The sequence below is a fragment of the Hymenobacter lapidiphilus genome (genome assembly GCF_003417065.2).
Classification (GTDB): Bacteria; Bacteroidota; Bacteroidia; order Cytophagales; family Hymenobacteraceae; genus Hymenobacter.
In genome coordinates this window covers 42,505-69,167 of sequence record NZ_QVLT01000023.1, presented here as the reverse complement: position 1 = coordinate 69,167, position 26,663 = coordinate 42,505, and the positions used below count along the sequence as shown (strand labels likewise).

At 60.6% G+C, this 26,663-nt stretch carries 20 protein-coding genes and 1 pseudogene; 9 read left to right on the top strand and 12 right to left on the bottom strand.

Translation table 11 applies throughout. From position 1 onward, the window contains the following. On the bottom strand, positions 1-1,279 hold a 1,279-nt coding region (locus D0N36_RS13525; RefSeq protein ID WP_317191475.1), incomplete at its 3' end, for a PSP1 domain-containing protein. 375 nt (positions 1,280-1,654) lie between these two features. On the opposite strand from D0N36_RS13525, the gene D0N36_RS13520 reads away from it, so the two are divergent. Then, entirely contained in the window at positions 1,655-2,464 is an 810-nt protein-coding gene (locus tag D0N36_RS13520) for a M57 family metalloprotease (protein ID WP_116942324.1), read from the top strand. A gap of 280 nt (positions 2,465-2,744) precedes the next feature. Here the strand turns inward: D0N36_RS13520 and D0N36_RS13515 are convergent, their stop codons facing one another. From D0N36_RS13515 to D0N36_RS13500, 4 genes are all read right to left on the bottom strand, one after another. Then, on the bottom strand, positions 2,745-5,399 hold the full coding sequence (locus tag D0N36_RS13515) for a S8 family serine peptidase (RefSeq protein ID WP_116942323.1): 2,655 nt from the start codon (positions 5,397-5,399) through the stop codon (positions 2,745-2,747). 186 nt (positions 5,400-5,585) lie between these two features. Next, the gene (locus D0N36_RS13510; RefSeq protein ID WP_147320891.1) at positions 5,586-6,530 is read right to left on the bottom strand and encodes a hypothetical protein; all 945 of its coding nucleotides are present in this window, start codon (positions 6,528-6,530) and stop codon (positions 5,586-5,588) included. Positions 6,531-6,558: 28 nt separating this feature from the next. After that, positions 6,559-7,347, bottom strand: coding sequence for a UDP-2,3-diacylglucosamine diphosphatase (locus tag D0N36_RS13505; RefSeq protein WP_116942321.1), 789 nt, complete (start codon positions 7,345-7,347; stop codon positions 6,559-6,561). Next, complete coding sequence (locus tag D0N36_RS13500; protein ID WP_116942320.1) at positions 7,322-7,987, bottom strand: LutC/YkgG family protein; 666 nt, start codon at positions 7,985-7,987, stop codon at positions 7,322-7,324. Before D0N36_RS13500 ends, D0N36_RS13505 begins: the two co-directional genes overlap by 26 nt. 290 nt (positions 7,988-8,277) lie before the next feature. Here D0N36_RS13500 and D0N36_RS13495 point away from each other — a divergent pair, with 290 nt between their 5' ends. Beyond that, positions 8,278-8,475, top strand: coding sequence for a hypothetical protein (locus D0N36_RS13495; protein ID WP_116942319.1), 198 nt, complete (start codon positions 8,278-8,280; stop codon positions 8,473-8,475). A gap of 121 nt (positions 8,476-8,596) precedes the next feature. Here D0N36_RS13495 and ftsH read toward each other — a convergent pair. Next, positions 8,597-10,731 (bottom strand): annotated as a pseudogene (gene ftsH / locus D0N36_RS13490) (ATP-dependent zinc metalloprotease FtsH). Positions 10,732-10,881: 150 nt separating this feature from the next. Beyond that, on the bottom strand, positions 10,882-11,274 hold the full coding sequence (gene rsfS / locus D0N36_RS13485; RefSeq protein ID WP_116942318.1) for a ribosome silencing factor: 393 nt from the start codon (positions 11,272-11,274) through the stop codon (positions 10,882-10,884). A 42-nt stretch (positions 11,275-11,316) separates the two neighbouring features. Here rsfS and D0N36_RS13480 point away from each other — a divergent pair, with 42 nt between their 5' ends. From D0N36_RS13480 to rlmB, 5 genes are all read left to right on the top strand, one after another. Further along, on the top strand, positions 11,317-12,078 hold the full coding sequence (locus tag D0N36_RS13480; protein WP_190242672.1) for a biotin--[acetyl-CoA-carboxylase] ligase: 762 nt from the start codon (positions 11,317-11,319) through the stop codon (positions 12,076-12,078). Positions 12,079-12,352: 274 nt separating this feature from the next. Then, positions 12,353-12,760, top strand: a complete 408-nt coding sequence (locus D0N36_RS13475; protein WP_147320890.1) for a T9SS type A sorting domain-containing protein — start codon at positions 12,353-12,355, stop codon at positions 12,758-12,760. A 247-nt stretch (positions 12,761-13,007) separates the two neighbouring features. Then, positions 13,008-16,004, top strand: a complete 2,997-nt coding sequence (locus tag D0N36_RS13470; RefSeq protein WP_116942315.1) for a glycosyltransferase family 117 protein — start codon at positions 13,008-13,010, stop codon at positions 16,002-16,004. A 164-nt stretch (positions 16,005-16,168) separates the two neighbouring features. Next, on the top strand, positions 16,169-17,338 hold the full coding sequence (locus D0N36_RS13465) for a GWxTD domain-containing protein (RefSeq protein WP_207190727.1): 1,170 nt from the start codon (positions 16,169-16,171) through the stop codon (positions 17,336-17,338). Further along, positions 17,302-18,390 carry a 23S rRNA (guanosine(2251)-2'-O)-methyltransferase RlmB gene (gene rlmB / locus D0N36_RS13460; protein ID WP_317191474.1) on the top strand — a complete coding sequence of 363 codons (1,089 nt, stop codon included), beginning with the start codon at positions 17,302-17,304 and terminating at the stop codon, positions 18,388-18,390. The genes D0N36_RS13465 and rlmB overlap by 37 nt, the downstream gene beginning before the upstream one ends. Positions 18,391-18,470: 80 nt before the next feature. Here rlmB and D0N36_RS13455 read toward each other — a convergent pair whose 3' ends face one another. Continuing rightward, positions 18,471-18,845, bottom strand: coding sequence for a hypothetical protein (locus tag D0N36_RS13455; protein WP_116942313.1), 375 nt, complete (start codon positions 18,843-18,845; stop codon positions 18,471-18,473). Between the two features lie 180 nt (positions 18,846-19,025). Between D0N36_RS13455 and D0N36_RS13450 the strand changes: the two genes are divergently transcribed. Then, a complete protein-coding gene (locus D0N36_RS13450; RefSeq protein WP_116942312.1) occupies positions 19,026-20,258 on the top strand; it encodes an isocitrate dehydrogenase (NADP(+)) in 1,233 nt (410 codons plus the stop codon). Between the two features lie 83 nt (positions 20,259-20,341). Here the strand turns inward: D0N36_RS13450 and D0N36_RS13445 are convergent, their stop codons facing one another. Beyond that, positions 20,342-21,469, bottom strand: coding sequence for a mannose-1-phosphate guanylyltransferase (locus D0N36_RS13445; protein ID WP_116942311.1), 1,128 nt, complete (start codon positions 21,467-21,469; stop codon positions 20,342-20,344). A 93-nt stretch (positions 21,470-21,562) separates the two neighbouring features. Continuing rightward, positions 21,563-22,540 carry a KpsF/GutQ family sugar-phosphate isomerase gene (locus tag D0N36_RS13440; RefSeq protein ID WP_116942310.1) on the bottom strand — a complete coding sequence of 326 codons (978 nt, stop codon included), beginning with the start codon at positions 22,538-22,540 and terminating at the stop codon, positions 21,563-21,565. Positions 22,541-22,720: 180 nt separating this feature from the next. On the opposite strand from D0N36_RS13440, the gene recQ reads away from it, so the two are divergent. Beyond that, positions 22,721-24,919 (top strand): DNA helicase RecQ, encoded by a 2,199-nt coding sequence (gene recQ / locus D0N36_RS13435; protein ID WP_116942309.1) that lies wholly within the window; start codon positions 22,721-22,723, stop codon positions 24,917-24,919. A 133-nt stretch (positions 24,920-25,052) separates the two neighbouring features. Here recQ and D0N36_RS13430 read toward each other — a convergent pair whose 3' ends face one another. Next, on the bottom strand, positions 25,053-25,979 hold the full coding sequence (locus tag D0N36_RS13430) for a glycosyltransferase family 2 protein (protein ID WP_116942308.1): 927 nt from the start codon (positions 25,977-25,979) through the stop codon (positions 25,053-25,055). 158 nt (positions 25,980-26,137) lie between these two features. Beyond that, complete coding sequence (locus D0N36_RS13425; protein ID WP_116942307.1) at positions 26,138-26,560, bottom strand: BrxA/BrxB family bacilliredoxin; 423 nt, start codon at positions 26,558-26,560, stop codon at positions 26,138-26,140. Positions 26,561-26,663: the final 103 nt, after the last annotated feature.

The window sequence follows — 26,663 nt, the reverse complement described above, 5'->3', positions numbered from 1 at the left end:
CGGCTTCGGCTCCTTCGGCCGGGCCGGCCGCCCTGATGGGGGCTGGGGCATCATCGGCATCGGGCGCTGTAGCCTGGGCCGGGCGTTCGGGCCGGCCAGAACGCGGCGTACGCGCGGTGGCCGGGGCCTCGTCGGCAGGTTTCTTTTTGCCGCGTTTGGGCCGCTTATAAGCTGCGGAGGTTATTTTATCGTCCAGGCGTTCGAGCGAGCCTTCCACAATGGCTGTTACTTCAGGGGCCCGCTCCTCTTCCCGCACGGGCACAAGTAGCGTATCGGGCTTTTCGCCGCGCTTGTTCATTTCCAGTACTTCACGCACGCGCTCCACCGGCAGCACCACCCAGTTGTTGTCGCCGCGCACGGCAAACCACATTTTGCGGCGGAAGATGTCAGTTTTCTGCAGTGTGTACTCGCCCTTTTCAGTCAGCAGGGGCCGTTGCACCTGCGGGATGTCCTTGAGGGCGTCGAGGTAGGTATCGAGCTCGTAGTTGAGGCAGCACTTGAGGCGGCCGCACTGGCCCGAGAGCTTGGCCGGGTTCAGGCTCAGGTTCTGGTAGCGGGCGGCGGTGGTACTCACGCTCTTAAAGTCGGAGAGCCAGGTGGAGCAGCACAGCTCGCGCCCGCAACTGCCGATACCGCCGAGGCGGCCGGCCTCGTGGCGCAGCGAAATCTGGCGCATTTCCACCCGCACCCGGAACTCATCGGCCAGCCGCCGGATCAGGTCGCGGAAGTCCACCCGATCATCGGCCGAGTAGAAGAACGTGGCGCGGGTACGATCGGCCTGGTACTCTACATCGGAGAGCTTCATGCGCAGGCGCAGCTCCTCGACCACAGCGCGGGCCCGGAACATAGTGCCCGTTTCGAGGTCGCGCACGGCCTGCCAGCGTTCGGCATCATCGTCGGTGGCCACCCGCAGAATGGGGCGGATATCCTTCGAGTCGAGGGGCACCTTTTTCTTTTTCATCTGCAGGCGCACCAGTTCGCCCTTCAGCGAAACGTGGCCCAGATGCCAGCCGCTGCCGGCCGCCTCTACTACTACGGCGTCGCCGGTGATGAGCGGCAGGCGGCTCTGGTTGCGGAAAAAGTCTTTGCGGCCGCCTTTGAAGCGGACTTCCACAAGGTCGAACTCTTTAAAGTCGCTGGGCATATCCAGATCCTGGAGCCAGTCGAATACATTGAGGCGGGTACAGCCGCTGCTACAGCTACCCTTCGAGCCGCAGCCCGAAGTAGTAGCATTGGTAGAGCAACCGCCGCCGCCGGAAGAACAGGAGGAACAAGCCACAGCTCGGAGAATCTATATAGGTAAGTCCGCGACCAATAAGCCGACGGCACGAAATGGGTTATCGACAAAGATAGCCAAATAGCCGGGGCAGCTAAGCCCGGCCATTAGAGCCCGCTTTGGCCGCCGCAGGAGTTGAACCAGCAATACCACGCGGGTTGGGGAGGCAGAACGCGAAAACATTTTTCTCCTTGTGCAATCCAAAGAAACCGCTTTAATTCTATTATCCGGGCTATTTACGCCATTTATGCAATCTTCATTAAGATAATACAATGTATATGATTTTGTCAATCAACTCCCTTTTATTTTGAAATATCCTCAGCAAAATGCTAGTTTTACATCATTGCCTTACCATCCTACCTCCCACAACCAAACACCATGAAGAAAAACACGCTACTCGCCTCGCTGACTTTGTTGGCCGCTACCGGGCTCGGCCTCTCCTCGTGCCAGGAAAAAGACAATGTTACCGTTAAGAATGAGGTGTCGGAAGCGACCATCAACCAAGTGAAAGCGCTTGGCTTCACAGCTACCGGAGCCCAGAAGGTAGCCGGGGGTGTAGTAGTGGAAGGCGACATTTTGCTGACTAACGAGATGCTGGCCAGCCAGCCTGAGCAGAGCCTGCTGCGCGTAGGCCAAGATGAGCAGTACCGCACCACCAACCTGGTAAGCCGCCTGCCCCGGGTACTCACGGTGAGCGTTTCGAGCCAGTTCCCGAGCGGCTACGTGCAGGCTGCCGACGAGGCTATCCGCCGCTACAACGCCCAGGGCCTGCGCATCACGATGCGCCGCATCACCTCGGGCACGGCTGATCTGCCCATCACGTATTCGGCCGACCTGGGTCCCGGCGTACTCGGCCGCTCGGGTGGTTTCCCTTCCAACGGCAACCCCGCCCCTGGCTTCCAGTTGGCTCCGAGCGTAATCGGGGCACGCTCTATCAACAACGTGGCCACCATCATGGCTCACGAGATGGGCCATTGCCTCGGTTTCCGCCACACCGATTACTTCAACCGCGCCTATAGCTGCGGCGGCGCGGCCTCCAATGAAGGCGCCAGCGGCGTTGGGGCTATATACATCCCCGGTACGCCGTCGGGTGCCGATCCAAACTCGTGGATGCTGGCCTGCATCAGCTCTACGGATGACCGCCCCTTCAATGCCAACGACCGGATAGCTCTCAACTACGTGTACTAAGCTGTTAGCTGATTACTTGAAACTGCCCCGGCTCGTTTGTGCCGGGGCAGTTTCTGTTTGGGATAATCTTACGGCAGCCAGCTAAAAAACCACTCTTGCCCGGTTGGCTGCCATTTGCTCGGTTTAAGGTTATCAACTGATGGCTATACGCTAGAGCATGGACACCTATTAAAAGGGCCATTGAAGCCATAAAAACAGTCATGTTTCATCTTACTTTCGCTTGTCGAAGTATGACCGCCCTTTTCTGTTAAGCGTTCATACGCTCTAACAGCTACTGCCCTCATAACACCGTAAAGCGGCGGGTAATTTCGGGGCCTGAGTGCAGGCGGATGCGCAACAGATAAGTGCCGGGCCGCAACGCACCGGTGGCAATGCGCTTGATAACGCCGACTTTGGTCGCTTCGGCGAGTAGCAGCCGCCCCGTCAGGTCAAACAGGCGGACATCGGCGGTTTCGTTGGGGGGCAGCACAATCCGCAGCGGCTCGCCGGCCACCAGCGGCACCGGGTACACCAGTACCTCCGGAGCCTCGCTGACGCGAAAAACCCGCTCGGGCTGGCTATACACGACTGCGCCGCTGCTGAGCGTGAGCCGGGCGCGGTACTGCGAGTAGCCCGCCGGAGCGGCCGGGTCGGCCAGTTCCAGCGCCAAACCGGGCACGGGGTTCAGGCTTAGTATTTCGAGGAAACTGCCGTCGGGCTGCCGCCGCTCCAGCGCCACGGCCTGCAGCCGGTACACCGAGCCCAGCGTCAAATCGAAGCGGACCGAATCGGTGACCAGCAGGCGTGGGGTGAAAGAACGCACATAGCAGCCGTGGTTTTCCTGCAGTATATCTTCGGAAGCCCCGCGCGGCCCCACCCGGCCGCTTAGCACCGGGGCTACGGCGAAGTAGCGGGCAGTTATTTCGGCCGTGGTCAGCAGCAGTGTGGTGTCGGTGAGGCGGCGCAGGGGCTCTAGGTGGGTGGCCCCGAGGGCGTACACCTGATACTGCGTGGCGCCGGGCACCCGCCGCCACGTTAGCAATGCCTCCTGGGGGCAGCTGTACGCCACGGCAAGCGCCAGCGGACGGGCCACGAAAAACGTATCGGACAGGGCGGTGGTGGCTGCGGCTACCAGTCGCAGTTGCCCGGACTGGGTGGCATTGGGGGCCGTCCAGCGGTACAGCTTATCGGCCAGATTTACGTTGGCGCTCAGCACCATCCAGGCGGCTTGGCCCGCAGGCTTATACTCGAGGCGGGCCGTAGTAGCTGGGCCAGCCCACTGCCAGCGCAGCAGCTGGCCGGCTCCGGCGGCTTCCAGGCCCCGGGCTTTGGTGGGCGCCACCCAGTACAGGCCCGATTCGAGCTCGTAGACCACGCTGAACGCCTGCGGGCCCTGGGGCACGGCGAAACCACGCACCCGCAGCTCGTAAGTGCCGGCCACAGGTGCATCGAGGGTGATTTGCTCGGCGTTGTCGCGGTGGTTGGGGCGGCGGCGGGCGGGACGGGCCAGCGAGTCGCGGTGCGGGTAGGCGCTCAACGTCCAGGGCAGCCACTGCTGGCTGGTAGCAGTTCGTCGCAGGGTCAGGTCGAGGTCGTTGATGAGGGCCGTTGCAGTACCGGCGGCAGCCTCGGGGTCGGTCCAGGCCAATGTTATTTTGAGCCGATGCACACCGGCAGGCACGGTAATCGAAAACACCCGCTCCTGGCCGGTGGTGGCCGTGCCTTCCATAAATCGGCCGTCAAGCATCGTCTGCACAGCGCCCAGCGCGTCGGCCTGGCCGTAGCCTGCTACAAAATCAACCTGGGGCCGGCCCACATCGTCGGCCGAGTTGAGCAGCGCGGCCCGTACCAGCGCGGCAGTGGGCAGGGTGCCGCGCCGCTGCTGGTGGGCCTGCTGCACCAGCAGGCTAATGCCCGAAACCAGCGCCGCCGCATCAGAACTGCCACCGTCGCCAAATGCCACCAGCTCGGGCTTTATCCGGCCATCGGCGGCCGGGCCACGGGAGCTGAGCGGATTGACCGAGCCCAAGGCATCGGTAACACCCACGCTAAGGGTGTTTTTGGCGTTTTTGAACTCTCCGGTAAGGTTAGCCAGACTGTCGAGGCCGGCGTAGGGGCCGGCCGGGGCCGGCCGCTGGCCCGAGTTGCCGCTCGAAAATACATGGAGCAGCGTGGGGTACTGCCGCGCCTGCTGGTCGTAGGCGCGGGCTTCAAGGCCATAAAAATTCTCCACTTCCACCCCGTAGGAGTGGTTCTGCACCGATACACCCCGAGCGGCGAGCTGCACGCCATCGTCGGGCAGCAGGTTATCATAGCTCGACTGCGCGATACGCGCCCGCCAGGCCACGCCACGGCCGTCGGGCGAGGAGTTGCCGGCACCAGCAATGATGGTGGCCATGGTAGTGGAGTGCGAGTTGAGCAGCGGGGCCAGCGGATCGGCCTCCAGCAACCGGCCCCGAAAGTCGAGGTCGGCTACATCCAAGGGGCTTTCTTTCACCGAAACCGTGAGCCCCTGCCCCGTAAGCGTAGGGTAGCGCGCATGTACGGCCGTTACTTTATTTGCCCCCAGATCGAGGCCGCCTAACTCGCGCTCGGGCCGCGCTTTACGGTCGGCGCCCTGCACGAAAAGCACCCAGGGACTTTCGGCCAAGGCAGCCGCCCCAATACCACGCACCCGCAGCATTTTGGGGTGGCGCGGCTCTACTTCGGCTACTGCGCCAGGACGGATGCCCCCTAACCACTGCCGGAACGCTGTTTCGTTGGTTACGCTCACCCGTAGCGCACGCAGCTCAGAGCCGCCCGCCCGTTGTAGTTCGGGGGCCACCCGGGCGGGCAGCGGCACGGGCCGGGCCGGATTCTGGGCTTCAACCTGAAAAGAAGGGGCCGCGCTCAGCAGCGACAAAAGCAGCGCAAACGGCAAAAAGCGTGCGGCGCGGCGGCGCGGAGCAGTGGGCATACAGACGAAGTGGTTGTGACGGAGCGGAGCAGGCGGGCAGTTTCCAAATATAACCAGAAATACCGTTGGCCGTAGCCCCTCAAATACCGGTCCGCTCAGGGCAGGACCGTACCTTCAAAAATCCGCAATCAATTGCCTGACAAGCTGATACAGCGACGCTGCCTAATATGCATCGGCACCCTGCCTTTACTTGCCCGGTATTTTGTACACCTGCACGCCTGCCGCCGTCAGCAGGTAGGCGTACTGGTCGCTTACGAGTACCTGCTGCACGCCAGCTACCGGCAGCGGCAGGGCCCGCTCGGTCAGGTTATAGAGGTGGAAGAAGCGTAGCTCGCCGGCTGACCCCAGGTAGTAGAGCTCGTCGGCGCGGAAGCCTACGTAGCTCAGGCCCGGCAGCGGCAGCTTTTTCCGGAAATTGCCCAGGTTATCGAACACATATACGCCCCCTATCCTATCCACTAGGTACAGGTTGTTCTGGTACTCGCGCAGAAACCGGAAGTCGGGCCGCGAGCGGCCAATCAGAATATCAAGCGGCGTGGTAATGGTAAACCGCTTCTGGGTGGCGTCGAACTGCCGCAGCGTCAGGTCCGACTCGTTGAAGAGCCAGTACCGGTCGTCGGGGGCCAGCGTGACAACGCGCGCCTGCCCGTCGAGTAGCTGGGGCAATGGCAGCTCGCTGATGGGTGACAGAAACCGGTCGAGCAGCAGCACCTGCTGGCGGTCATCATAAAAAACCAGCACTTTGGCCGTATTCCAGGCTTCTACCTGCATTACGTGGCCGGGCAGCGGCGGGGCGTATACGTTCAGCGCCTGCCCATCGGGCCCGAACTGGCGCAGATTGTTTTGGCGGTCGGTTACGTAGAAGTTACCGCGCCGGTCGAGCGAGGCCGCACCCGGCTGAGGCAACGCCACACTACGTACCAGCTGCCAGGCACGGGTTGCGCCGGCCGTGTCGGGCAGCACGTGCACAACGGGCGCGGCTTGGGCCGCCGGGGCTACAGAGCCAGCCGTTGGGGCGGTAGTTTGGGCATTCGTGGGAAACGAGATAGGAGAAACAAGAAGCGAGACGACGAGGATTTTCAGCAGTGAGAGGCGAGAGGTGAGAGGTGAGAACCTTTCGTCCTCTGCCACTATTGTCTCACTTCTCACCTCTAACTTTTCACTTCTGAAACTCATATTCCCGTAATGCCAGTTGCGCGCCATCATATACGCCGTAGGTGCAATAATTGACCCATTCGCCGAGGTTCATGTAGCGGCTGCCGGGGGCTACTTCTACGTCGAGAGGCAGGTGGCGGTGGCCGAACACGTAGTACTCGTGCGGGAACTGTTGCTGCATCTCGCGGCAGTAGGCCAGCAGCCACTCGTCGTCGCCTAGGAAGTGGTCGTCGGAGGGGCCGTTCTGCAGGCGGCTGTGGCGGCTCCAGCGGTTGGCCAGCCCGATACCAAAGTTGGGGTGCAGCCGCGCAAACAGCCACTGGGCCACCGGCGAGGCAAACACTTTCTTCAGCACTTTATAGGTGTGGTCGCCGGGCCCCAGCCCATCACCGTGGCCGATATGGAACTGGTGGCCACCGATGCGCTGGCTAACCGGGTGGCGCAGAATGGGGATATTGAGCTCCTGGGTGAAATAGTCGAACATCCACATATCGTGGTTGCCGGTGAAGAAGGTAACCGGCAGTCCGGCATCGGTTAGCTCGGCCAGCTTGCCCTGCAAGCGCGTAAAGCCCCGCGGAATGGCGTGGCGGTATTCAAACCAGAAGTCGAAGATGTCGCCCAGCAGATAGATGGCCGCCGCGTCGCGGGCCACCTCATCGAGCCAGCGCACGATGCGCTTTTCCCGCTCGCGCGAGCGGGCTGCGTCGGGGGCGCCAAGGTGGAAGTCGGAAGCGAAGTACACCCGGCGGCCGGGCGGCAGGGCCAGATCAGGCAGTTGGAGCGGGCGCGTCATCCAGTAGAAATAGTGCTAAGCGGCGCGGGCCGTGGGCGCCGAGTACCAGCGTTTTTTCGATATCGGCTGTGCGGCTGGGCCCCGAGGTCAGGGAAACCATCGACGGTAGCTTCCCGGGGCCGTATTTGGTCTGCATCAGCTGCAGCGCGTCGCCGATATCGGCCACTACCTGCGAGGTGCGGGCCAGCACCAGGTGCTGATCGGGGTAGATACTGAGCCGCCGCCCGCTGGATGTGGCGCCCGATACCAGAATGCTGCCGGTACGCGCCACCAGGGCCTCGCAGCTCGTCAGGCCCGCATCGGCATGCTCCCGGAAACCCTCCTCATCCCCCTGAAATACCAGGTCGCCGGCGTGCAGCAATTTCTTTAGCTCAGGCTCCCACACGTACAGGTTTTCCAGTTGCTGCTCCTTCTTATATAAGAAGAGCTGGTCGTAGAAGTGCTCCTCCGATTCGCAGTAGTAAAACACCCCTCCTACCCGCACAAAACTCTGCGCAAAGGCCACGGCCAAATCATCAGAAGCGGGGGGGTGCGGGTGTAGCGGAGCCGCAAAATCGGGCCGGGGCGCAGGTGCAGGGCCGGGCATCCGCAGGGCCTCGCGGATGCGGCGTAGAACAAGGTCACGGGAGCTTTCGGCCATGCAGCAAAGGTACGCGGGTTTCGGCCGGATGAAAATACGGTCTTTCACCGCCGCGGGAATCGGGGCCGCCCACTGCCCCACTACGGGAATTGGAGCAGCTTCCGCTGGTTGGGGCAGGTAGCAACTTATAAAATTCGGGCGTATGCCAACTGCTTACTTGCGGCCTGCAACAACAGCAGAGCCCATAAGGGCTGACGGGGGCGTTTTAACTAGCTGAACAGTAGCGAGGCTAATTGGAGAGTGGCACCTTTTTGGTATTTCCGCCACAGAACCTACCCTCTAGCTCTACCATGCATAACGTGCCCGCCGTCAGCTACCTCCCCCCGACCGCGCTGGCCACCCAGTATCTCCCGGCCACCGAAGCCGATTTTCAGGACTGGCTCCAGGACCTGCTGCCCGGAGTGCGGGCGGCGCTGGCCCGTCAGGGATTCGAAAAAACCCGTAGATTGAGCGCGTTTCAGCAGTTTCTGCGGGAGCGGGCCGAATAACTATCAAACTCACCCCGCACCATCAGTATCAATATTATCTGGTGAACATGCGGTGCCAGTACACAAAAAAGCCCGCTGCCAAATATTGGCAGCGGGCTTTTTTGTGTACTTCTGCTGTAGGTTACATTGGAGTTACAGTCGAGCCAGCAGGCCCGGCAGGAGAACCACCGGCTACGTCCCCATTTTGATCCAAACCGGGCAGGTTCAGCTCGGGCAGGTCGTTGTCTAAAGCTACGGGATGTTCCTGCTTCCGCTCACTCAGGGTTTCCGAGCGGTCGGTGCCGGCCATGTGGGCCTGGTAACTCGTTTGGGTATCGTAAGGACGCGGGCCCACCAAACGCTGCAAGTCGTCCTGCAACAGCACTTCCTTCTCCAGCAGCTCCTTGGCAATTACCTCCAGCTCGTGGCGGCGCTCAGTCAGCAACTCCTTGGTCCGGACGTAAGCTTGGGCGATAATAGTGCGCACTTCCTCGTCAATCATCTGCGAAGTAGCCTCCGAATAAGGCTTGCTGAAGCCGTACTCACTCTGGCCCTTCGAGTCGTAGAACGATACGTTGCCGAGCTTCTCGTTCATGCCGTACATCGTCACTATGCTGTAGGCCGTCTTCGTAATACGCTCCAGGTCGCTCAGCGCGCCGGTCGAAATCTTACCGAACACCAACTCCTCGGCAGCGCGGCCGCCTAGCGTCATGCACATTTCGTCCATGAGCTGCTCGGTGTTGTAGAGGAACTGCTCGCGGGGCAGGTACTGCGCGTAGCCCAGTGCGGCCACGCCGCGGGGAACTATGCTCACTTTCACCAACGGATCGGCGTGCTCGAGGAACCAGCCAGCTACGGCGTGGCCCGCCTCGTGGTAAGCCACAATGCGCTTTTCGCCGGGGCTGATAATTTTATTTTTCTTCTCCAGACCACCAATTACGCGGTCAACGGCGTCGGTAAAGTCCTGCATGGTCACCATCTTCTTGTCGCGGCGGGCGGCAATCAGGGCGGCTTCGTTGCAGACGTTGGCAATTTCGGCACCGGCAAAACCGGGCGTCATGGCCGCCAGCTTACGGTCTCCACATCGGGGCCCAGCGTGAGGGGCTTGAGGTGGACGCTGAAAATCTGGGTGCGGCCGTTAATGTCGGGCTTGTCGATGCTGATCTGGCGGTCGAAGCGGCCGGGACGGAGCAGGGCCGAGTCGAGCGTATCAGGACGGTTGGTAGCGGCCAGAATGATAACGCCGGAGTCGGTACCGAAGCCGTCCATCTCTACCAGCAGCGAGTTAAGCGTGTTTTCACGCTCATCGTTGCCGCCGGGCGTGTTGCCGCGGCTGCGGCTACGACCAATAGCGTCAATCTCATCAATAAAGATGATACACGGCGCCTTGAGCTTGGCCTGCTTGAACAAGTCACGCACCCGGGCGGCGCCTACGCCCACGAACATTTCCACGAAGTCGGAGCCCGACAGCGAGAAGAACGGGACGTCGGCCTCGCCGGCTACAGCTTTGGCCAGTAGAGTTTTGCCGGTGCCGGGAGGGCCTACCAGCAAAGCCCCTTTCGGGATTTTACCGCCGAGCACGGTGAACTTCGAAGGGTTCTTGAGGAACTCCACGATTTCTTCCACTTCCTCCTTGGCTTCTTCGAGGCCAGCCACATCCTTGAAGGTGATTTTCACCTTGTCGCCTCCCTCAAAGAGGGCAGCGCGGCTCTTGCCAATATTGAAAATCTGGCCACCGGGTCCGCCCGCGCCACTCATGCGGCGCATCAGGAACCAGAAGCCCACGAAGAGCAGAATCATGAAGCCCCACGTACCGAGGAAGTCGCCGAAGCCACGCTCCTCCGATACCTTCAGGCCAACCTGGCGGTCGGTGGGCAGCGTGGCCTGCAGCTTGTCGAGGTCTTCTTTGAATACTTTGCCTTCGACTACGCGGAACGCAAACTGAGGCCCGGTAGTCGATACGCCGGCCCCGGGCAAGGCCAGCGGGCTGCGTTGGGTGGTGAGGCGGCTCTTGTACTCGGGTTTCTGCAGGGCCTCCTTTTTCAGCGTAACCTGTACCTCCCGATCGTTAACGAGCGCTACATCGGCTACATCGCCGGCCGTAAGCATCTGCTCAAAATCGCGCTGCTTGATTTCTACCAGCCGACTGCCGCCGGAGAAATAAACCATCCCGAGGATGAGCAACACCAACCCGGAGAGGACCCACAACTGCATACCGGGCTTGGGAGCCGGATTAGGCAGGGGAGATTTTTTCTTTTTGGGCGTCGTATCAGACATGAATTGCTAAGTAAGTATTTGGGATTTAGCAGTAAGTAGTTGGTATTGAGCAGTGAGATGACGTGCCTTTGGCGCGAATGCTACCGAACATCATCTCCCTACTTCACACCAACTACTCACTACCAATCTAATGACACTGCAACCCACCTTTTAGTTTGCCGTGGCCGAGGCTTCTTCCTCCACGTAGGTGATGTCGGCGTCGCCCCACAGCTCTTCGAGCGCGTAGAACTGGCGCCGGTCGCGCAGAAATATGTGCACCACTACATCAACGTAGTCGAGCAATACCCACTCCCGGTTAGTGCGACCCTCCGTCTGCCAGGGGTTCTGGCCAGTGAGCTTTTCTACTTCTTCTTCCACCGAGCGGGCAATTGCCTCAATCTGCGTGTCGGAAGAAGCCGAACAAATAATAAAATAATCGGCTACGGCATTCTTAAGCTCTTTAAGGTTAAGCACCACGATATCGGACGCTTTCTTCTCCTGCATGCCGCTCACGACAATTTCTGCCAACTTGTCCGAATCCTGTCGAACTGAGGTACTTTTCATAAGGTCTTGGTAGGTTTGACTAGCACAAAGTACGAAAAACAGATGGCGGCACTTTCCCCCCAAACGCTCTTCACGGGCCAACAGCTTGTCTGGCTGCCCGAATGCGGCTCCACAAACTCGGAAGCACAGACGCTGATAGGCGAAAACCGGGCCACGGATGGCTGCTGCGTGCTAACCGACAAACAGACCGCCGGCCGGGGCCAGCGGGGCAACCAATGGGAAGCCGCGCCCGGCGAAAACCTGACGCTGTCGGTGATCTGGAAGCCGGTTTTTCTGCCCGCCGCCGACCAGTTTCTGCTAAGCCAGACCGTGGCCCTGGCCCTGCACGACTGGCTTGGCACGCTGCTCGGACCCACGCCCGCACTCCGGGTGAAGTGGCCCAACGACCTGTACTACGGCTCGCAGAAGCTGGGCGGCATTCTCATCGAAAACACGCTCAGCGGCTCAAAAATTCAGCACAGTGTTGTCGGTATTGGCCTCAACATCAATCAGCAGCAGTTTGGGGTGCCTACCGCCACCTCACTCGGCTGCCTGACGGGCCGTGTTTACCAGCTGGCCCCGCTGGCCGAGCGCCTGCTCGAATGTCTGGAGCGCCGCTACCTGCAACTGCGTGCCGGTCGGGTGCGCGAATTGCGCGCGGAGTACCTGGCCGTGCTCTATCGCTTCGGAGAAATGCATGACTACGAAGCTGGCGGCCAGCGCCTGCACGGCCGCATTGTGGGCTTGGATGAGGCTGGGCGGCTGGCAGTGGAAACCGGCGGGCAGGTACGCCATTTTGACCTGAAGCAGATTCGCTACATGTAGCCAGTTCGGTAGCACATTGGCCCGCTACCACCCGGCACGTAGTGCGACCCACTATTTTCATGCCTCCATACGACTATAAACCAACTATTTACGTACCTTGAATCCCAAAGCGTTAAACCGCAGGCAACCTACATCCTCCAAGACGTATCTCGCTGTTGGTTGCCAAACTCCCTCAGGGTGGGCACGGTAGTTGCAAATCACCGCTCTGGCTGCCCGAAACATCTTTTTGCCCGATTTCGGCCGGCCGTCTCCTCCCTACGCTTCACTGAATGTCATGAAATTTACGCCTCGCTTTTTCACCTTCTTATTTTTGCTGCTGTGGCAGTTGCCGCTGCTGGCCGCTGCCAGCTACGCACCGCGCACAGCCGGCGCAAAACAGGCCCCGGCCGCCGGGGTGCCCACGCTGGCCGCCCGCATGCTGACGCCTACTTTTTCGCTGGCCCCTAATCCGGCCCACGGCTTGGTCACGCTTTCGATGAGCCAGTTTGCCGTGGGCACCGAGTACCGGCTGCGCCTGAGCAACATTATAGGCCGTGAGGTGCGTACCGTGGCCCTGCGCCCCGAAGCTGCCGACCGCGGCATGGCCCTGAACCTGGCTGACCTGCCCTCCGGCATGTACTTCTATAGCCTGCTGCAAAACGACAAGGTGGTTTCGACCAAGCGACTGGTACTGCAGAACTAATTTTCTAGGTCGCCCCATCTGCAACGAACTACCAGACCCTCGCCCGTACCGGCGGGGGTTTTGTGTTTTGGGCTGGTTCGGTTTGCCAGTTGCGAAAGGGTCAATCTGGGAGTTGGTTGAAGCTGGGGTGGGCGTTGGTTGATTTGGGGGTGTAGCTCGGTACTTATTGGCTACTTTTGAACTTTCGCTGACTGCTTTCCCGATTTCCCCGCCCTTTTGCAAGCGGCGGCCCTCTCTCACTACCTATATGCGGAGTTACAAAAGCCTGAATAACCTCGTGGGCTGGCTGGTATTTGCCCTGGCCACCGTCGTTTTCCTGATTACCCTGGAGCCCACGGCTTCGTTCTGGGACTGCGGCGAGTTCATTGCCTGCTCGTACAAGCTGCTGGTTCCGCACCCGCCCGGCGCGCCTACGTTCCTGCTGCTGGGCCGGTTGTTTTCCATGCTCAGCTTCGGCGACGTAACCAAGGTATCGGTGCTAGTGAATGCGCTGTCGGCGCTCAGCTCCTCGTTCACGGTGCTGTTCCTGTTCTGGATTATCACGATGATGGCCAAGAAGCTCGTGCTGCACCGCCCCGGCATGCACGACGACCGGCAGCTGGAGCCCAGCTTCGGGCAGACGCTGCTGATTATGGGCGCGGGCGCAGTGGGTGCCTTGGCTTATGCTTTCTCCGATTCGTTCTGGTTCAATGCCGAGGAAGCCGAGGTATATGCCATGTCGTCGCTCTGCACCGCCGCCGTAGTGTGGCTGATGCTGAAGTGGGAAAACCGCGCCGACGAGTCCGATTCGGACCGTTGGCTGGTGCTCATTGCCTACGTTATCGGCCTGAGCATTGGAGTTCACCTGCTCAACCTGCTGGCTATTCCGGCCCTGGGCTTCATTTACTACTACCGCCGCACCCAGAACCCCACCCTGTGGGGCGGAGTGGCTACGCTGGCCATCAGCAGCGTAATTGTGGGCCTGATTCTGGCCGGCATCATTCCGGGCCTGCCCACGCTGGCGGGCGCCTTCGAGGTGTTCTTCGTGAATACCGTAGGCCTGCCCTTCAACTGGGGCATCATCATCTTCCTGCTGATTTTTGTCGGCCTTATCTGGTTCGGATTCCGGCAGTCGTTTCAGCGGCGCAGCCGGCTGCTGAACACGGTGATGCTGAGCTTCATGTTCATCCTGATTGGCTATTCGAGCTACCTGATTGTTCCCATCCGTAGCTCCTACCACCCCACCATCAACGAAAACAACCCCGAGGACGTGCTCTCGTTCGTGAGCTACCTCAAGCGCGAGCAGTACGGCGACCGGCCCCTGCTCTACGGCCCCCAGCTAAACGCCCAGCCCATTGCCCAAACGGAAGGTGCGCCGCGCTACGTGCGCCAGGGCGACAAGTACGTGGTGGCCGAGTACCGCCCGGTGCTGGAGTACCGCTCCGAGGACAAGATGCTGATTCCGCGCATCTACAGCCCCGATCCGCTGCACGTGTACAACTACCAGAAGTGGGTGAACGTGCAGAAGGACGTGAAGCCCACCATGGGCCAGAACCTGTCCTTCCTGTTCAAGTACCAGATGGGCCACATGTTCTGGCGCTACTTTATGTGGAACTACGTAGGCCGCGAAGGCGACCTGCAGCAGTCGGGCATCCTGTGGGGCAGCGCCGATGGCAACGGCCTGCCGGAGCGCATGGCCGACAGCCCGGCCCGCAACGCCTTCTTCGCCCTGCCGCTGATGCTGGGTTTGCTGGGCCTGTTCTTCCACATCCGGCGCGACGGCCGCAACGCTTTTGTTGTGGGCCTGCTGTTCCTGTTCACGGGCCTGGCCATTGTATTCTACCTCAACCAGCCGCCCATCGAGCCCCGCGAGCGGGACTACACGTTTGCGGGCGCCACGTTTGCCTTCGCCATCTGGATTGGATTGGGCGTGCTGGCGCTGGCCGAGCTGCTGCAATCCGTTATCAAAGCCGATGCCACCCGCGCCGGCGTAGTGACCCTAGCGGGCCTCGTGATTCCTGGGCTTATGGTAACGCAGGGCTGGGACGACCACGACCGTTCGGACCGCTACCTATCGGTTGATTCGGCCAAGAACCTGCTGAACTCCTGCGCCCCCAACGCCATTCTGTTCACCAACGGCGACAACGACACCTTCCCGCTCTGGTACGCCCAGGAAGTGGAAGGCGTACGCACCGATGTGCGCGTGGCCGTGCTCAGCTACCTGAACACCGACTGGTACATCGACCAGATGAAGCGCCGCTCCTACAAGTCGGCCCCGCTGCCGGTTTCGATGGACAACAAAGACTACAAGCAGGGCACCAACGACTACCTGCCCTACGCCGAAAACCCGGCCGTACCAGCCGTGGATGTGCGCCAGTTTATGCAGCTGGTGAAGGCCAACAGCCCCCTGCTGCAGGTAAGCTACGGCGACGGCAAAAACCTGCTGTCCTTCCCCTCGCGCAACTTCTACCTGCCCATCGATACGGCTGCAGTGGCCAAATCGGGCATTATTCCGGCCGGGCGGCGCAAGCAGCTGGTGCCGCAAATGGACTGGACCGTGGGCAAAAGCGCCATCGAAAAGAAGAGCCTGTTCATCCTCGATATTCTGGCCACCAACAACTGGGAACGGCCGGTGTACTTCTCGAGCACCGTCGACTCGCGCGACTTCATGGGTCTGCAGCCCTACTTCCAGCTCGAAGGCATGGCCTACCGCATTCTGCCCGCCCGCAACCCCGACTACGACGCCAAAACCGGCGCCGCTGACGAAGGCTACGTGCAAACGGACCTGATGTACGAAAAGCTGATGAAAACCTTCGCCTACCGCGGCCTCGACAACGATGGTATTTTCTACGACGAAAACAACCTGCGCTTCCCGGCTAACTACCGCGACAAGTTCTCGCGCCTGGCCGATGCGCTGCTGATACAGGGAGACAAGGTGCGGGCCAAGCAGGTGCTCAACAAGGCGTTCGAGGTGATGCCCGACAAGGCTATTCCCTACGACTACTATGTGCCCCAGTTCATCCCGGCACTTATCGTGGTGGGCGAAACCCAGCGGGCCAACGAAATCATGGACACCATGACCAACCGCGCCGAGCGGGGCCTGGCCTACTACAGCACCCACAACCAGGCGCTGTTCGACCAGGAATTTCAGACCTATTTGATGACGCTTAACAGCATTGGCCGCGCCGCCGAGGAAATAGGCGACCAGAAGCGGGCCGAGCGGGCCATCCGGCTGTTGCAGCAGTATTACAATCCGCGCCAATAGCGCACGGTTTTTGAACGCCAAAGCCGGCTCCGGGAACGGGGCCGGCTTTTTCGCGTAAAGTGACGTGCCTACGCCTGAGCTTTACGCAGCTTATCTATTCACTCCCTTCCATTTATAGTATGAGAAACCTGGCCTCGCTACTGCTGCTATTGCTAACGTTACTTATGGCGGGGTCGCTGCAGGCCGCCCCACGCCGCGACTTTGCCAACCAGTACCGGCCGGGGCGTACTATTGAGGTGGACACCCGCCGCGAGGGCGACAGCCTGCGGGTGTACCTGCGGTTTCCGAACCGGAGCGCATTGCGGCGTGGTTTTCCGCTGCACGTAATGGGCTGGGCTGATTATAACTCCCGTAAACCGATCTGGCAGGACACGGTGCGGCGGACAGTTCGCCAGCAACTGCCCGCCGGCGACGCGGCCCTTCTGAACTTCGCGCTGCCGTTGAGCCGCCTGGTGGCAGGGCAGGTGTTGAGTATGGCTATCGGGCCGGCCGAGGATGCCATGAGCGGTGAGGCGGCCTGGCTGCGCCTGACACCGGATAACCTTAACCGCAGCTTTGTGCTGATTGACTCGCTGAGCCAGCCGCTGATGCGCCGCCACGTGCGGGCCCGCGAGGTATTCGGAGTGAATGCCTACGCCCCCGGCCAGGCTCTGAATGCCTACCGCTACCCGCTCAGTTCGCTGGCCGCCGCCCCGCCCATGGCCACCAGCAGCACCCTGGGCCAGCAGCCACGCACGCTGGGCCTCCAGGATTCGGCCCGCTTCAACGCCGACCAACTATTGCGGCTGCCCGCCGGACTGTACCTGCTGCGCCTGGGCAACCGGGGGCCAAGCCAGGGCTTACTGGTAGAGGAAAACCGCTTCCCGCAGCTTACCTCGGCCGACGAGCTGATTGCACCGCTTATTTACGTTTCGACCTCGGAGGAGCGGCAGAAATTGTTTGACGCGCCCGAACCCAAGAAAGCCGTCGACCAGTTCTGGCTCGGCATAGCCATGGACAGCCAGGACCTGGCCCGCCATCTGATTCGCCAGTTTTATGGACGGGTGGTAGCGGCCAACACTGTTTTTTCGGCCCACAAAGCCGGCTGGCTCACCGACCGCGGCATGCTTTTCCAGGTGATGGGCGCGCCCGAAACGGTATACCGCAACGGCAACGAGGAACGGTGGATATACCGCGGATACCAGTCGCAGAACAGCACGTTCGTCTTCCGCGCCAAACCCAGTATCTTTGCGCCCGACAACTATGAACTGGTGCGCCGTCCCGAGCATGAATATCTCTGGTATGCCGCCGTGGAGCTATGGAGAAAAGGACTAATCGCCCGGCCCAGCCGGTAACCGAACGCCGCCAATATTTCGACTCGCAGAACCGCCCCGTGCCCAACCGCCGCAACCCGCGCGAGGACCAAGGGCGCGACGAGGCCCCGCGCTTCGAGCGCAGCCGCGCCGATGAAGGCCGAAACGACGAGCAGTTCGGTGAGCCCCGCCGCCGCGATGAGGAGCGCCCCGAAGGCCGCCGCGACGAGGGTCGTCGGGATGAAGACCGTCGGGATGAAGGTGGCAACCGCGAAGAGAGCCGCCGTCCGTCTTCCTCCTCCTCCGACAAACCGCGCTACCCCCATCGCCCGGCTCAGGACCGCAGCATCGACATGATTTTCGGGCTGCGCCCGATTCTGGAGGCGCTGAGTGCGGGCCGCACGCTGGACAAGATATTCCTGCTGCGCGCCACCAAAAATTCCATGACCCAGGACATTAACGCCCTGGCCCGCGAGGCCAGCGTGCCCGTGTCGATGGTGCCGATAGAGAAGCTCGACAACATCACCCGCAAAAACCACCAGGGCGCGGTGGCCTTCGTGTCGCCCATCGACTACATGCCGCTGGACAACATTCTGGCCGGGCTGTACGAGGAAGGCAAAACGCCGCTGTTGCTGGTGCTCGACCGGATTACCGACGTGCGCAACTTCGGTTCCATTGCCCGTAACGCCGAGTGCCTGGGCGTGCACGCCATTGTGGTGCCCAGCCACGGCGCGGCCCAGATCAACGGCGACGCGCTCAAAACATCGGCCGGCGCGCTCAATATCATTCCGGTCTGCCGCGAGCACAACCTCAAGCAAACCCTCACGTTCCTCCGCGAATCGGGCGTGCAGATAGTTGCCTGTACCGAAAAGTCGGATGCCAGCCTGGAAGCCGAAACGGTTGACCTGACCGGCCCGTTAGCCATTCTGATGGGCTCGGAGGAAGACGGCATCAGCCCCGAATACCTGCGCCTCGCCGACCACAAGCTCCGCATCCCGATGGCGGGCCAAATCAGCTCCCTCAACGTGTCGGTTGCCAGTGGAATTATGCTGTATGAAGTGCTCCGGCAGCGGCTAGGGGCAGGTAAGGAGTAAAGATCAAACGCCGATAAGTAGAAAGTGGGCCGTTCTGCTACCTCTTTAGGAGGAGTAGAATGGCCCACTTTCAATTGGAATCAACTCAACAATCCCGCCTGCTTGGCGGCAGCCAGTAGCTGGGGCGCGTTTTTGAGCGTGGCGGCTACGAAGCGCTTGCCCGACTCCTTTACCTCGTCGCGGCTTACGTCCCGCACTTCTTCGCCCACGAACTCGCTCAGCTGCCGGAACGCCTCCCGCAACGCCTGATGCCGGGGTTGCTCGGCCCGCAACTGCGCCTGTACCAGGACCAGCTGCTCGCGGATTTTCTCGCGGCGCGAGCTGAACACGGAGTCGTGACCGATGTGCGGGCGGATGCGCTCGGCCAGCTCCAGCAACGGACGCAAACGATTGGTGCCGGCCAGGGCGGCATCGGCCAGATGGTCGCGCTTACGCAGCGGGGCAGAGTCGGGCATGTCAGTGGCGGGGCGCGGGAAAGAAGCGGGGGCGAAAATAAGCGAAAAGCGGGCTTTGGATGGGTCATTGGGCCGGCCCTTGCGTATGGCGCTTAACGGCCCGTGCCTATCTTATGGCCGCAAAGCCCGGCTGGTCTGGTCGGTCGGGCCCGTTTTTCATTCTTCCTTACCCCCCACCCCATGACTAAAATCAAGGTAGCCAATCCGGTAGTTGAACTGGACGGTGACGAGATGACGCGCATCATCTGGAAATTCATCAAGGACAAGCTCATCACGCCGTACCTCGACCTCGATATTAAATATTACGATCTGGGCATTGAGTATCGCGACGAAACCAACGACCAGATAACCATTGATGCCGCCAACGCTATTAAGCAGTACGGCGTGGGCATCAAGTGCGCCACCATCACGCCTGATGAGGAGCGCGTGCAGGAATTCGGCCTGAAGCAGATGTGGAAGTCGCCGAACGGCACCATTCGCAACATTCTGGACGGAACCGTTTTCCGCGAGCCGATTGTGATGAGCAACGTGCCCCGCCTCGTGCCCAACTGGACGGCCCCCATCTGCATCGGCCGCCACGCGTTCGGCGACCAGTACAAGGCCACCGATTTCGTAACGAAGGGCAAGGGCAAGCTCACCGTCACCTTCACGCCCGAAGACGGCGGCGAGGAGCAGTCGTTTGAAGTCTACAACTTCAAGGGCGACGGCGTGGCGCTGGCCATGTACAACACCGACGAAAGCATCCGCGGCTTCGCGCACGCCTGCTTCAACCAGGCCCTGAGCAAAGGCTGGCCGCTGTACCTGAGCACCAAGAACACCATTTTGAAGAAGTACGATGGCCGCTTCAAGGACATCTTCCAGGAGATTTATGAGCAGGATTACACCGCCAAGTTCCAGGAAGCCGGCATCACCTACGAGCACCGGCTGATTGACGACATGGTGGCCTCGGCGCTGAAATGGCACGGCAACTTCGTGTGGGCCTGCAAAAACTACGACGGCGACGTGCAGAGCGACACCGTAGCGCAGGGCTTCGGCTCGCTGGGCCTAATGACGTCGGTGCTGGTAACGCCCGACGGGGATACGATGGAAGCGGAAGCCGCCCACGGCACCGTAACGCGCCATTACCGCGACCATCAGAAAGGCAAGCCCACGAGCACCAACCCTATCGCCAGCATCTTCGCCTGGACGCGGGGTCTGGAGTTCCGCGGCAAGCTCGACAACAACCAGGAGCTGATCGACTTCTGCCACGCGCTGGAAGCCGTGTGCATCGAAACCGTGGAAAGCGGCAAAATGACCAAGGATCTGGCCGTCTGCATCCACGGCAACAAAGTAGAGCACGGCCGCGACTACCTCTACACCGAGGAATTCCTGGCCGCGCTGGACGAGAACCTGAAGGCCAAACTGGCCAAGTAGCGCTTAGTTATTAGCGCATAGAAAAGCTGTTACCCAATAACGGATAACAGGCTTTTCTATGCGCTAATAACTAAGCGCTAAAATCAATTATACCCGTTGCCCTTCTTCGATTTCACGTCGGCCACAAACTCCTTGACGCGCTGCTCCTCGGTACGCTTGCAGATGAGCAGCACGTTGTCGTACTCGGCTACGATGTAGCCTTCGAGGCCCTGAACTACTACAAGGCGTTCGGGCGGGGTTTTGATAACGCACTCGCGGGTGTCGTAGAGCAGGGCGTTGCCATCAACCACGTTCTCGTCGGCGTCGTGCTGGCCCATGCGGTGCAGCGAGTCCCAGGTACCCAGGTCGCTCCAGCCGAAATCGGCCGGCAGCACGTACACGTTGTCGGCCTTTTCCATCACGCCGTAATCAATGCTGATGTTGCGGCAGAGGCTGTAGGCACGGGTGATGAACTCCTCTTCGGCCGGCGTGCCGAGCTGCTGGGCACCTTCATCGAACACCTCGGCAATGTCGCTCAGGTACTGGTGGAAAGCCTGCACAATGGCATCGGCCCGCCACACGAACAGGCCCGAGTTCCAGAGGAATTCGCCACTGCTCACAAACATCTGGGCCAGCTCGGCATTGGGCTTCTCGGTGAAGGTTTTCACCTTGCGTAGCTGCTTTGGGAAAGAGCCGGCGGCGTGGCCCGGCATCAGGCGCACATCCTGGGGCCGCACCGCGTCATCAATAAACTGAATGTAGCCGTAGCCGGTATCGGGGCGCGAGGGCTGGATGCCGAGCGTGATGAGCACGTTGTGGGTGCGAGCCCCGTCGAGAGCGGCGCGAATGGCTGCGCGGAAGTTCTCCTCGTGCATCACGGCGTGGTCGGCGGGCGTTACCACAATCACCGCCTCGGGGTCGAGGCGGGCGATGCGGTAGCTGGCGTAGGCGATACAGGGGGCGGTATTGCGGCCGATGGGCTCGCCCAGAATTTGGTGAAAAGCCAACTCGGGCAGGTGCTGCTGTACCAGCTCGATATAGTCACGGTTGGTGACCACAAACACGTTTTCGGGCGGGCAGATGCCCGCAAAGCGGTCCACGGTGAGCTGGAGCATGGAGCGGCCCAGGCCCAGCACGTCATGGAACTGCTTGGGGTGGTAGGTGCGGCTGAAGGGCCAGAAGCGGCTGCCAATGCCGCCGGCCATCACCACTAAGTAAGTATGTTGGTCCATGTCGTCGAGCTTGTTTTCCGGTAAGTTAGGGCTAGGGAAAAGAACGCTATTCTGAGTGAAGCAGAGCGCAGTCGGAATGACGTTCTACAACCTCTACACCAGCCCTTCGCGCAGCAAATCGTGCAGGTGGATGAAGCCACTGAAGCGGCCCTGCTCAGTTACCAGTAGCTGGGTGATGTTGCGGGCCTGCATGCGCGCCAAGGCCTCCACGGCGAAATCGTCCACTTCAACCGTCACGGGATTGGGGGTGAGGATGTCGCGGGCCGTTACGGTATCGAGGCGGCCGGCGTGGGCCGTTAGCATACGGCGCAGGTCGCCGTCGGTGATGATGCCCACCAACGCGCCGTCGTCGGACAACACGGCGGTGGCGCCGAGGCGCTTGCCCGAAATTTCGAGGATGATGTCGCGCAGCGGGGCCGATTCGGTCACCTGGGGCTGCTGGTTCTGGCGGCTCATGTCGCCTACTTTTAAGTAGAGCTGCTTGCCCAGCGTGCCACCGGGGTGCAGGTTGGCAAAATCGTGGCGCGAAAAGTCGCGGCTTTCGAGCAGGCACACGGCCAGCGCGTCGCCCAGAGCCAGCGCGGCGGTGGTGCTGGTGGTGGGCGCCAGGTTGTGGGGGCAGGCCTCGCGGGTTACCGGCGCATGCAGAATATAGTCGGCCTGCTGGGCCAGGTACGAGTCGGCGTTGCTGACCAGCGCGGCCAGCGGCACGCCTTTGCGCTTGAGCAGCGGCACAAGCACCTTTATCTCGGGCGTGTCGCCCGACTTGCTGATGGCAATGACGAAATCATCGGCCTGAATCATGCCCAGGTCGCCGTGGATGGCATCGGCGGCGTGCATGAACAGGGCGGGCGTGCCGGTGGAGTTGAAGGTGGCCACCATTTTGCCCGCAATGTGGGCGCTCTTGCCAATGCCCGTGACCACTACGCGGCCGCGGCGGGCAAGAATTGCTTCTACGCATTGTGCAAAATCGGGGCGTTCATCGAGGGCCGCGACGACGCCCTGGATGGCTTCCGCTTCGAGCAGAAGCACTTTTTTTGCGATGCTATGGAGTTCGGTTGGCAGTTTCAATCTAAATTTGATAGTGCGGTTCGAAATCGGGGCCGGAATGAGGGGAAGAATTGGCCGCGGCCGGCCCCGCCGTTTCGCCTGCCCGGCCTCTAATCCCGGTAAAATCCTTAGATTGAGGAAGCGGCCCGAAGTAGCCGTTGCCTAAAGTCTATCAACTAATTAGTGTAAGTGCGGATGTCGATGTCAGTGATAACCCCCGAAATCCAGCAGCCAGCTGATTTGAAGGGCAAGTTAAAGGAAGTTTTTGGCTACGGGCAGTTCCGCGGCGTGCAGGAGGATATCATTCAGAATGTTATTGCCGGCCACAACACATTCGTAATTATGCCCACCGGGGCGGGCAAAAGCCTTTGCTACCAGCTACCGGCGCTGGTGCTGCCGGGCACGGCCATCGTCATATCGCCGCTCATCGCCCTGATGAAAAATCAGGTCGACCAGCTTAACGCCTTCGGCGTGAATGCCCAGTTCCTGAACTCCACGCTGAGCAAGTCGGAGATGAACCGGGTGAAGCGCGACGTGATTAGCGGCGAGGTACGGCTGCTGTACGTGGCCCCCGAGAGCCTGACCAAGGATGAAACCATTGAGTTTCTCAACAAGGCTACCATCAGCTTCGTGGCCATTGACGAGGCCCACTGCATTTCGGAGTGGGGCCACGATTTCCGGCCCGAGTACCGCAAAATCCGCGGCATCATCGACAACCTCGGGGCCAACGTGCCCATTATTGCCCTCACGGCCACGGCCACGCCCAAGGTGCAGCAGGACATCCAGAAGAACCTGCAGATGGATGATGCCTCGGTGTTCAAGACGAGCTTCAACCGCACCAACCTGTATTATGAGGTGCGGCCCAAGCACAACACCAAAAAGCAGCTCATTCAGTACGTGAAGCAGCACAAGGACCAGGCGGGCATCGTGTACTGCCTGAGCCGCAAGAAGGTGGAGGAAATAGCCGAGCTGCTGCGCGTGAACGATGTGCGGGCCCGGCCCTACCACGCCGGCCTCGACCCGCAGGTGCGCATGCAAAACCAGGACGCGTTTCTGCACGAGGAGTGCGACGTGATTGTGGCTACCATCGCCTTCGGCATGGGCATCGACAAGCCCGACGTGCGTTTCGTGATTCATTACGACACGCCCAAGAGCATCGAGGGCTACTACCAGGAGACGGGCCGCGGCGGCCGCGACGGCATGGACGGCGACTGCCTGATGTTCTACAGCTACGACGACATCGTGAAGCTGGAGAAGTTCAATAAGGACAAGCCCGTAACCGAGCGCGACAACGGCAAGCAGTTGCTCCAGGAAATGGCCAACTACGCCGATTCGGCGGTGTGCCGGCGCAAGCAGCTGCTCCACTACTTCGGCGAAGTGTACGCCACGGACTGCGGCTTCTGCGACAACTGCCGCCACCCACGCGAGCGGTTTGAGGCCCGCGACGAGGTACTGCTGGCCCTGAAGGCCGTGGTGCAGACCGACGAGCGGTTCGGCCTCGACCACATCGGCACGGTGCTCATGGGCATGTCGAACCCGCACGTTATCAGCTACGCCCATAACCAGCTGCCGATTTATGGCCAGGGCAAGGCCCACGACGCCCAGTTCTGGCACTCGCTGCTGCGCCAGACGATGCTTAGTGGACTGCTGGCCAAGGATGTGGAAAATTTTGGCGTAATTCGGATTACCCAGAAGGGTCTGGATTTCATCGAAAAGCCGCACTCCATGAAACTCACCAAAGACCACAACTACGACGAGGAAGTAAAGGAAGAGCAGCAGCAGGAAGACGTGCAGCTGGCCGCCGGCCACGACGAGGCGCTGTTCGAGATGTTGAAATCGTTGCGCAAGAAGGTAGCTAACCAGAAAAACCTGCCGCCTTATGTGCTGTTCCAGGATCCTTCGCTGAAGGAAATGGCCACTACCTTCCCCACGAAGCAGGAGGAGCTGGCCCACGTATCGGGCGTGGGGCAGGGCAAGGCCCAGAAGTTCGGGGAGCCCTTCCTAACGCTGATCAAGCAGTACGTGGAGGACAACGACATCACGACGGCCGCCGACGTGGTAGTAAAATCGGCCGTTAACAAGTCGAAAATCAAGATTTACATCATCCAGCAAATCGACAAGAAGATGGACCTGGAGGAAATTGCGTCTTCCAAGGGCCTCGATATGCGCGAGCTGATGGAGGAAATCGAGCACATCTGCTATTCGGGCACCAAGCTCAACCTGGGCTACTACATCAACGGCGTGCTCGACCAGAGCCGTCAGGAGGACATCTACGACTACTTCATGTCGGCCAGCACCGACAACATCGCCGTGGCCCTGAAGGAACTCGGCACCGACGATTACACGGAAGAGGATCTGCGCCTGATGCGGATCAAGTTTCTGAGCGAAGTAGCGAACTAATACTGTCTGTCGGCTGATGGTATTTAGCTGATAGCCTGACGATTAGACACTCGCAATCAAGCGAAAGCAAAGGGCCTTACTCCAGTGGAGTAAGGCCCTTTGCTTTGTATAGACAGCCGTTCTGCATTACAGCCTAATCCTCCATCGTCCGCTTCACGAAATTGGGGCGGCGAGTGGTTTTGAGGTTGATGCGGTAGATGTACTCGCCCAGAATGCCCAAGCCCAGCATAATGAGGCCCACGCCGAAGCCGATGGAGATGATGAGAGAAGGGAAGCCGAGCAGATAATCATCGTAGAGCAGTTTGCGGACCAGCACATAGACCGAATAGGCGCTGGTAAGCAAGAACACGAGCACCGAAAGCACCGTGAGCAGGCGGATGGGCAGGTTAGAGAAGGTGACGAAAATATTGAGCGAGAAGGCCAGCAGCTTGCCCAGCGTGTAGCCGCTACTCCCGGCCGCCCGGGGCTGGTGCGTTACCGGGGTGCTGGCCACGTGGGTCGTCAGCCAGGTCAGGTAGCCGTCGAGGAAGGTGTGGGAGTTGCGCATGTCGAGGCAGGCGCGGGCAATGTCGGCTTTCAGCAGGCGGAAGGTTGAGAAGTGCGGGTGCAAATCGGGAATACCGGCCCGCAGCAGCTGGCGCATGGCCCGCGAAGCAACGTTGCGAAAGGGCGAGTGTTGCAGCTCCTGCAGCTGGCCGTACACCACGTCGAAATTGCCCTGCTGCTGCCGCGTAATCAGCTGCTCGATATCGGCGGGCCGGTGCTGCAAATCCTCATCAAGCGTGATGATAAAGCGGCCCTGCGCTTCGCCGAAGCCGCACAGCAGGGCGTTGTGCTGCCCGAAGTTGCGCGTCAGGTGTACCGCCCGCACCAACTCCGGCCCGTACTGCGCCTGCAACGCCCGGATAACGGCCCAGGAGCCATCGGGTCCGCAGTCGTAAACGAAAATGATTTCGAACGAGCGGTGGGTGCCGGCAAAAAAAGCGTGGAGCTGCGCCGTGAGGGTCGCCAGCGTATCCTGGCCCTGGTACACGGGCACAACAACCGAGTAGTCGAGCATAGGACGAAGTTAGCGACTGGCAGTTACCGACCAATGGCCGAGTGTGGCACGTACTTCCGCAAGCGCAACAAAGCCCGCAGCGGATAGCCACGGGCTTTGTTGTTGGGAAAGGTTAAACTACTTGTACCGCGAAACAGCGTTGAGCGGTGCCAGTAGCTTTAGCAGTGCTCCTCGAAGGCGCCTTGCAGGTTGTTGACGATGCGCATCAGGTCGTTGCCTTCGATGTGGTAACGCTCAATCATGTGCACCAGCTCGCCATCTTTGAACAGGGCGATGCAGGGGCTGCTGGGCGGGTAGGGCAGCATGTGCTGGCGGGCCTGGGCCACGGCCTCCGACTCCATGCCGGCAAACACGGTAACGAGCTTGGCGGGCTTCTTATCGGAGCTGGAAACGGCCATTTTGAGGGCCGGACGGGCTTTGGAAGCGGCGCAGCCGCATACCGAGTTTATGGCAACCAGTACGGTACCGCTGTCGGCCGACAGGGCCTGATCAACTTCTTCGGGGGTCATGAGCTGCTCGAAGCCGGCCTCGGTGAGGTCCTGGCGGATGGGCGCAACCATGTATTCGGGGTAGGTGGCCATAGGTGAAAGCTAGGCGTTGGAAATGGACTTCTTCGGCGGACACGTTGTCCGGCGGCGACGTAAAATTACGCAACTACCGCCGCATGGCCGCCGCCAATAGCCA

Excerpts from the sequence above, each read along its gene's own strand:
- D0N36_RS13450 (WP_116942312.1), top strand. The coding sequence starts at position 19,026 with ATGACTAAAATCAAGGTAGCCAATCCGGTAGTTGAACTGGACGGTGAC.
- D0N36_RS13445 (WP_116942311.1), bottom strand. The coding sequence starts at position 21,469 with ATGGACCAACATACTTACTTAGTGGTGATGGCCGGCGGCATTGGCAGC.
- rsfS (WP_116942318.1), bottom strand. The coding sequence starts at position 11,274 with ATGAAAAGTACCTCAGTTCGACAGGATTCGGACAAGTTGGCAGAAATT.
- D0N36_RS13520 (WP_116942324.1), top strand. The coding sequence starts at position 1,655 with ATGAAGAAAAACACGCTACTCGCCTCGCTGACTTTGTTGGCCGCTACC.
- D0N36_RS13500 (WP_116942320.1), bottom strand. The coding sequence starts at position 7,987 with ATGGCCGAAAGCTCCCGTGACCTTGTTCTACGCCGCATCCGCGAGGCC.
- recQ (WP_116942309.1), top strand. The coding sequence starts at position 22,721 with ATGTCAGTGATAACCCCCGAAATCCAGCAGCCAGCTGATTTGAAGGGC.
- D0N36_RS13465 (WP_207190727.1), top strand. The coding sequence starts at position 16,169 with ATGGCGGGGTCGCTGCAGGCCGCCCCACGCCGCGACTTTGCCAACCAG.
- D0N36_RS13425 (WP_116942307.1), bottom strand. The coding sequence starts at position 26,560 with ATGGCCACCTACCCCGAATACATGGTTGCGCCCATCCGCCAGGACCTC.
- D0N36_RS13480 (WP_190242672.1), top strand. The coding sequence starts at position 11,317 with ATGGCGGCACTTTCCCCCCAAACGCTCTTCACGGGCCAACAGCTTGTC.
- D0N36_RS13475 (WP_147320890.1), top strand. The coding sequence starts at position 12,353 with ATGAAATTTACGCCTCGCTTTTTCACCTTCTTATTTTTGCTGCTGTGG.
- D0N36_RS13515 (WP_116942323.1), bottom strand. The coding sequence starts at position 5,399 with ATGCCCACTGCTCCGCGCCGCCGCGCCGCACGCTTTTTGCCGTTTGCG.
- D0N36_RS13470 (WP_116942315.1), top strand. The coding sequence starts at position 13,008 with ATGCGGAGTTACAAAAGCCTGAATAACCTCGTGGGCTGGCTGGTATTT.
- D0N36_RS13505 (WP_116942321.1), bottom strand. The coding sequence starts at position 7,347 with ATGACGCGCCCGCTCCAACTGCCTGATCTGGCCCTGCCGCCCGGCCGC.
- rlmB (WP_317191474.1), top strand. The coding sequence starts at position 17,302 with ATGGAGAAAAGGACTAATCGCCCGGCCCAGCCGGTAACCGAACGCCGC.
- D0N36_RS13455 (WP_116942313.1), bottom strand. The coding sequence starts at position 18,845 with ATGCCCGACTCTGCCCCGCTGCGTAAGCGCGACCATCTGGCCGATGCC.
- D0N36_RS13495 (WP_116942319.1), top strand. The coding sequence starts at position 8,278 with ATGCATAACGTGCCCGCCGTCAGCTACCTCCCCCCGACCGCGCTGGCC.
- D0N36_RS13430 (WP_116942308.1), bottom strand. The coding sequence starts at position 25,979 with ATGCTCGACTACTCGGTTGTTGTGCCCGTGTACCAGGGCCAGGATACG.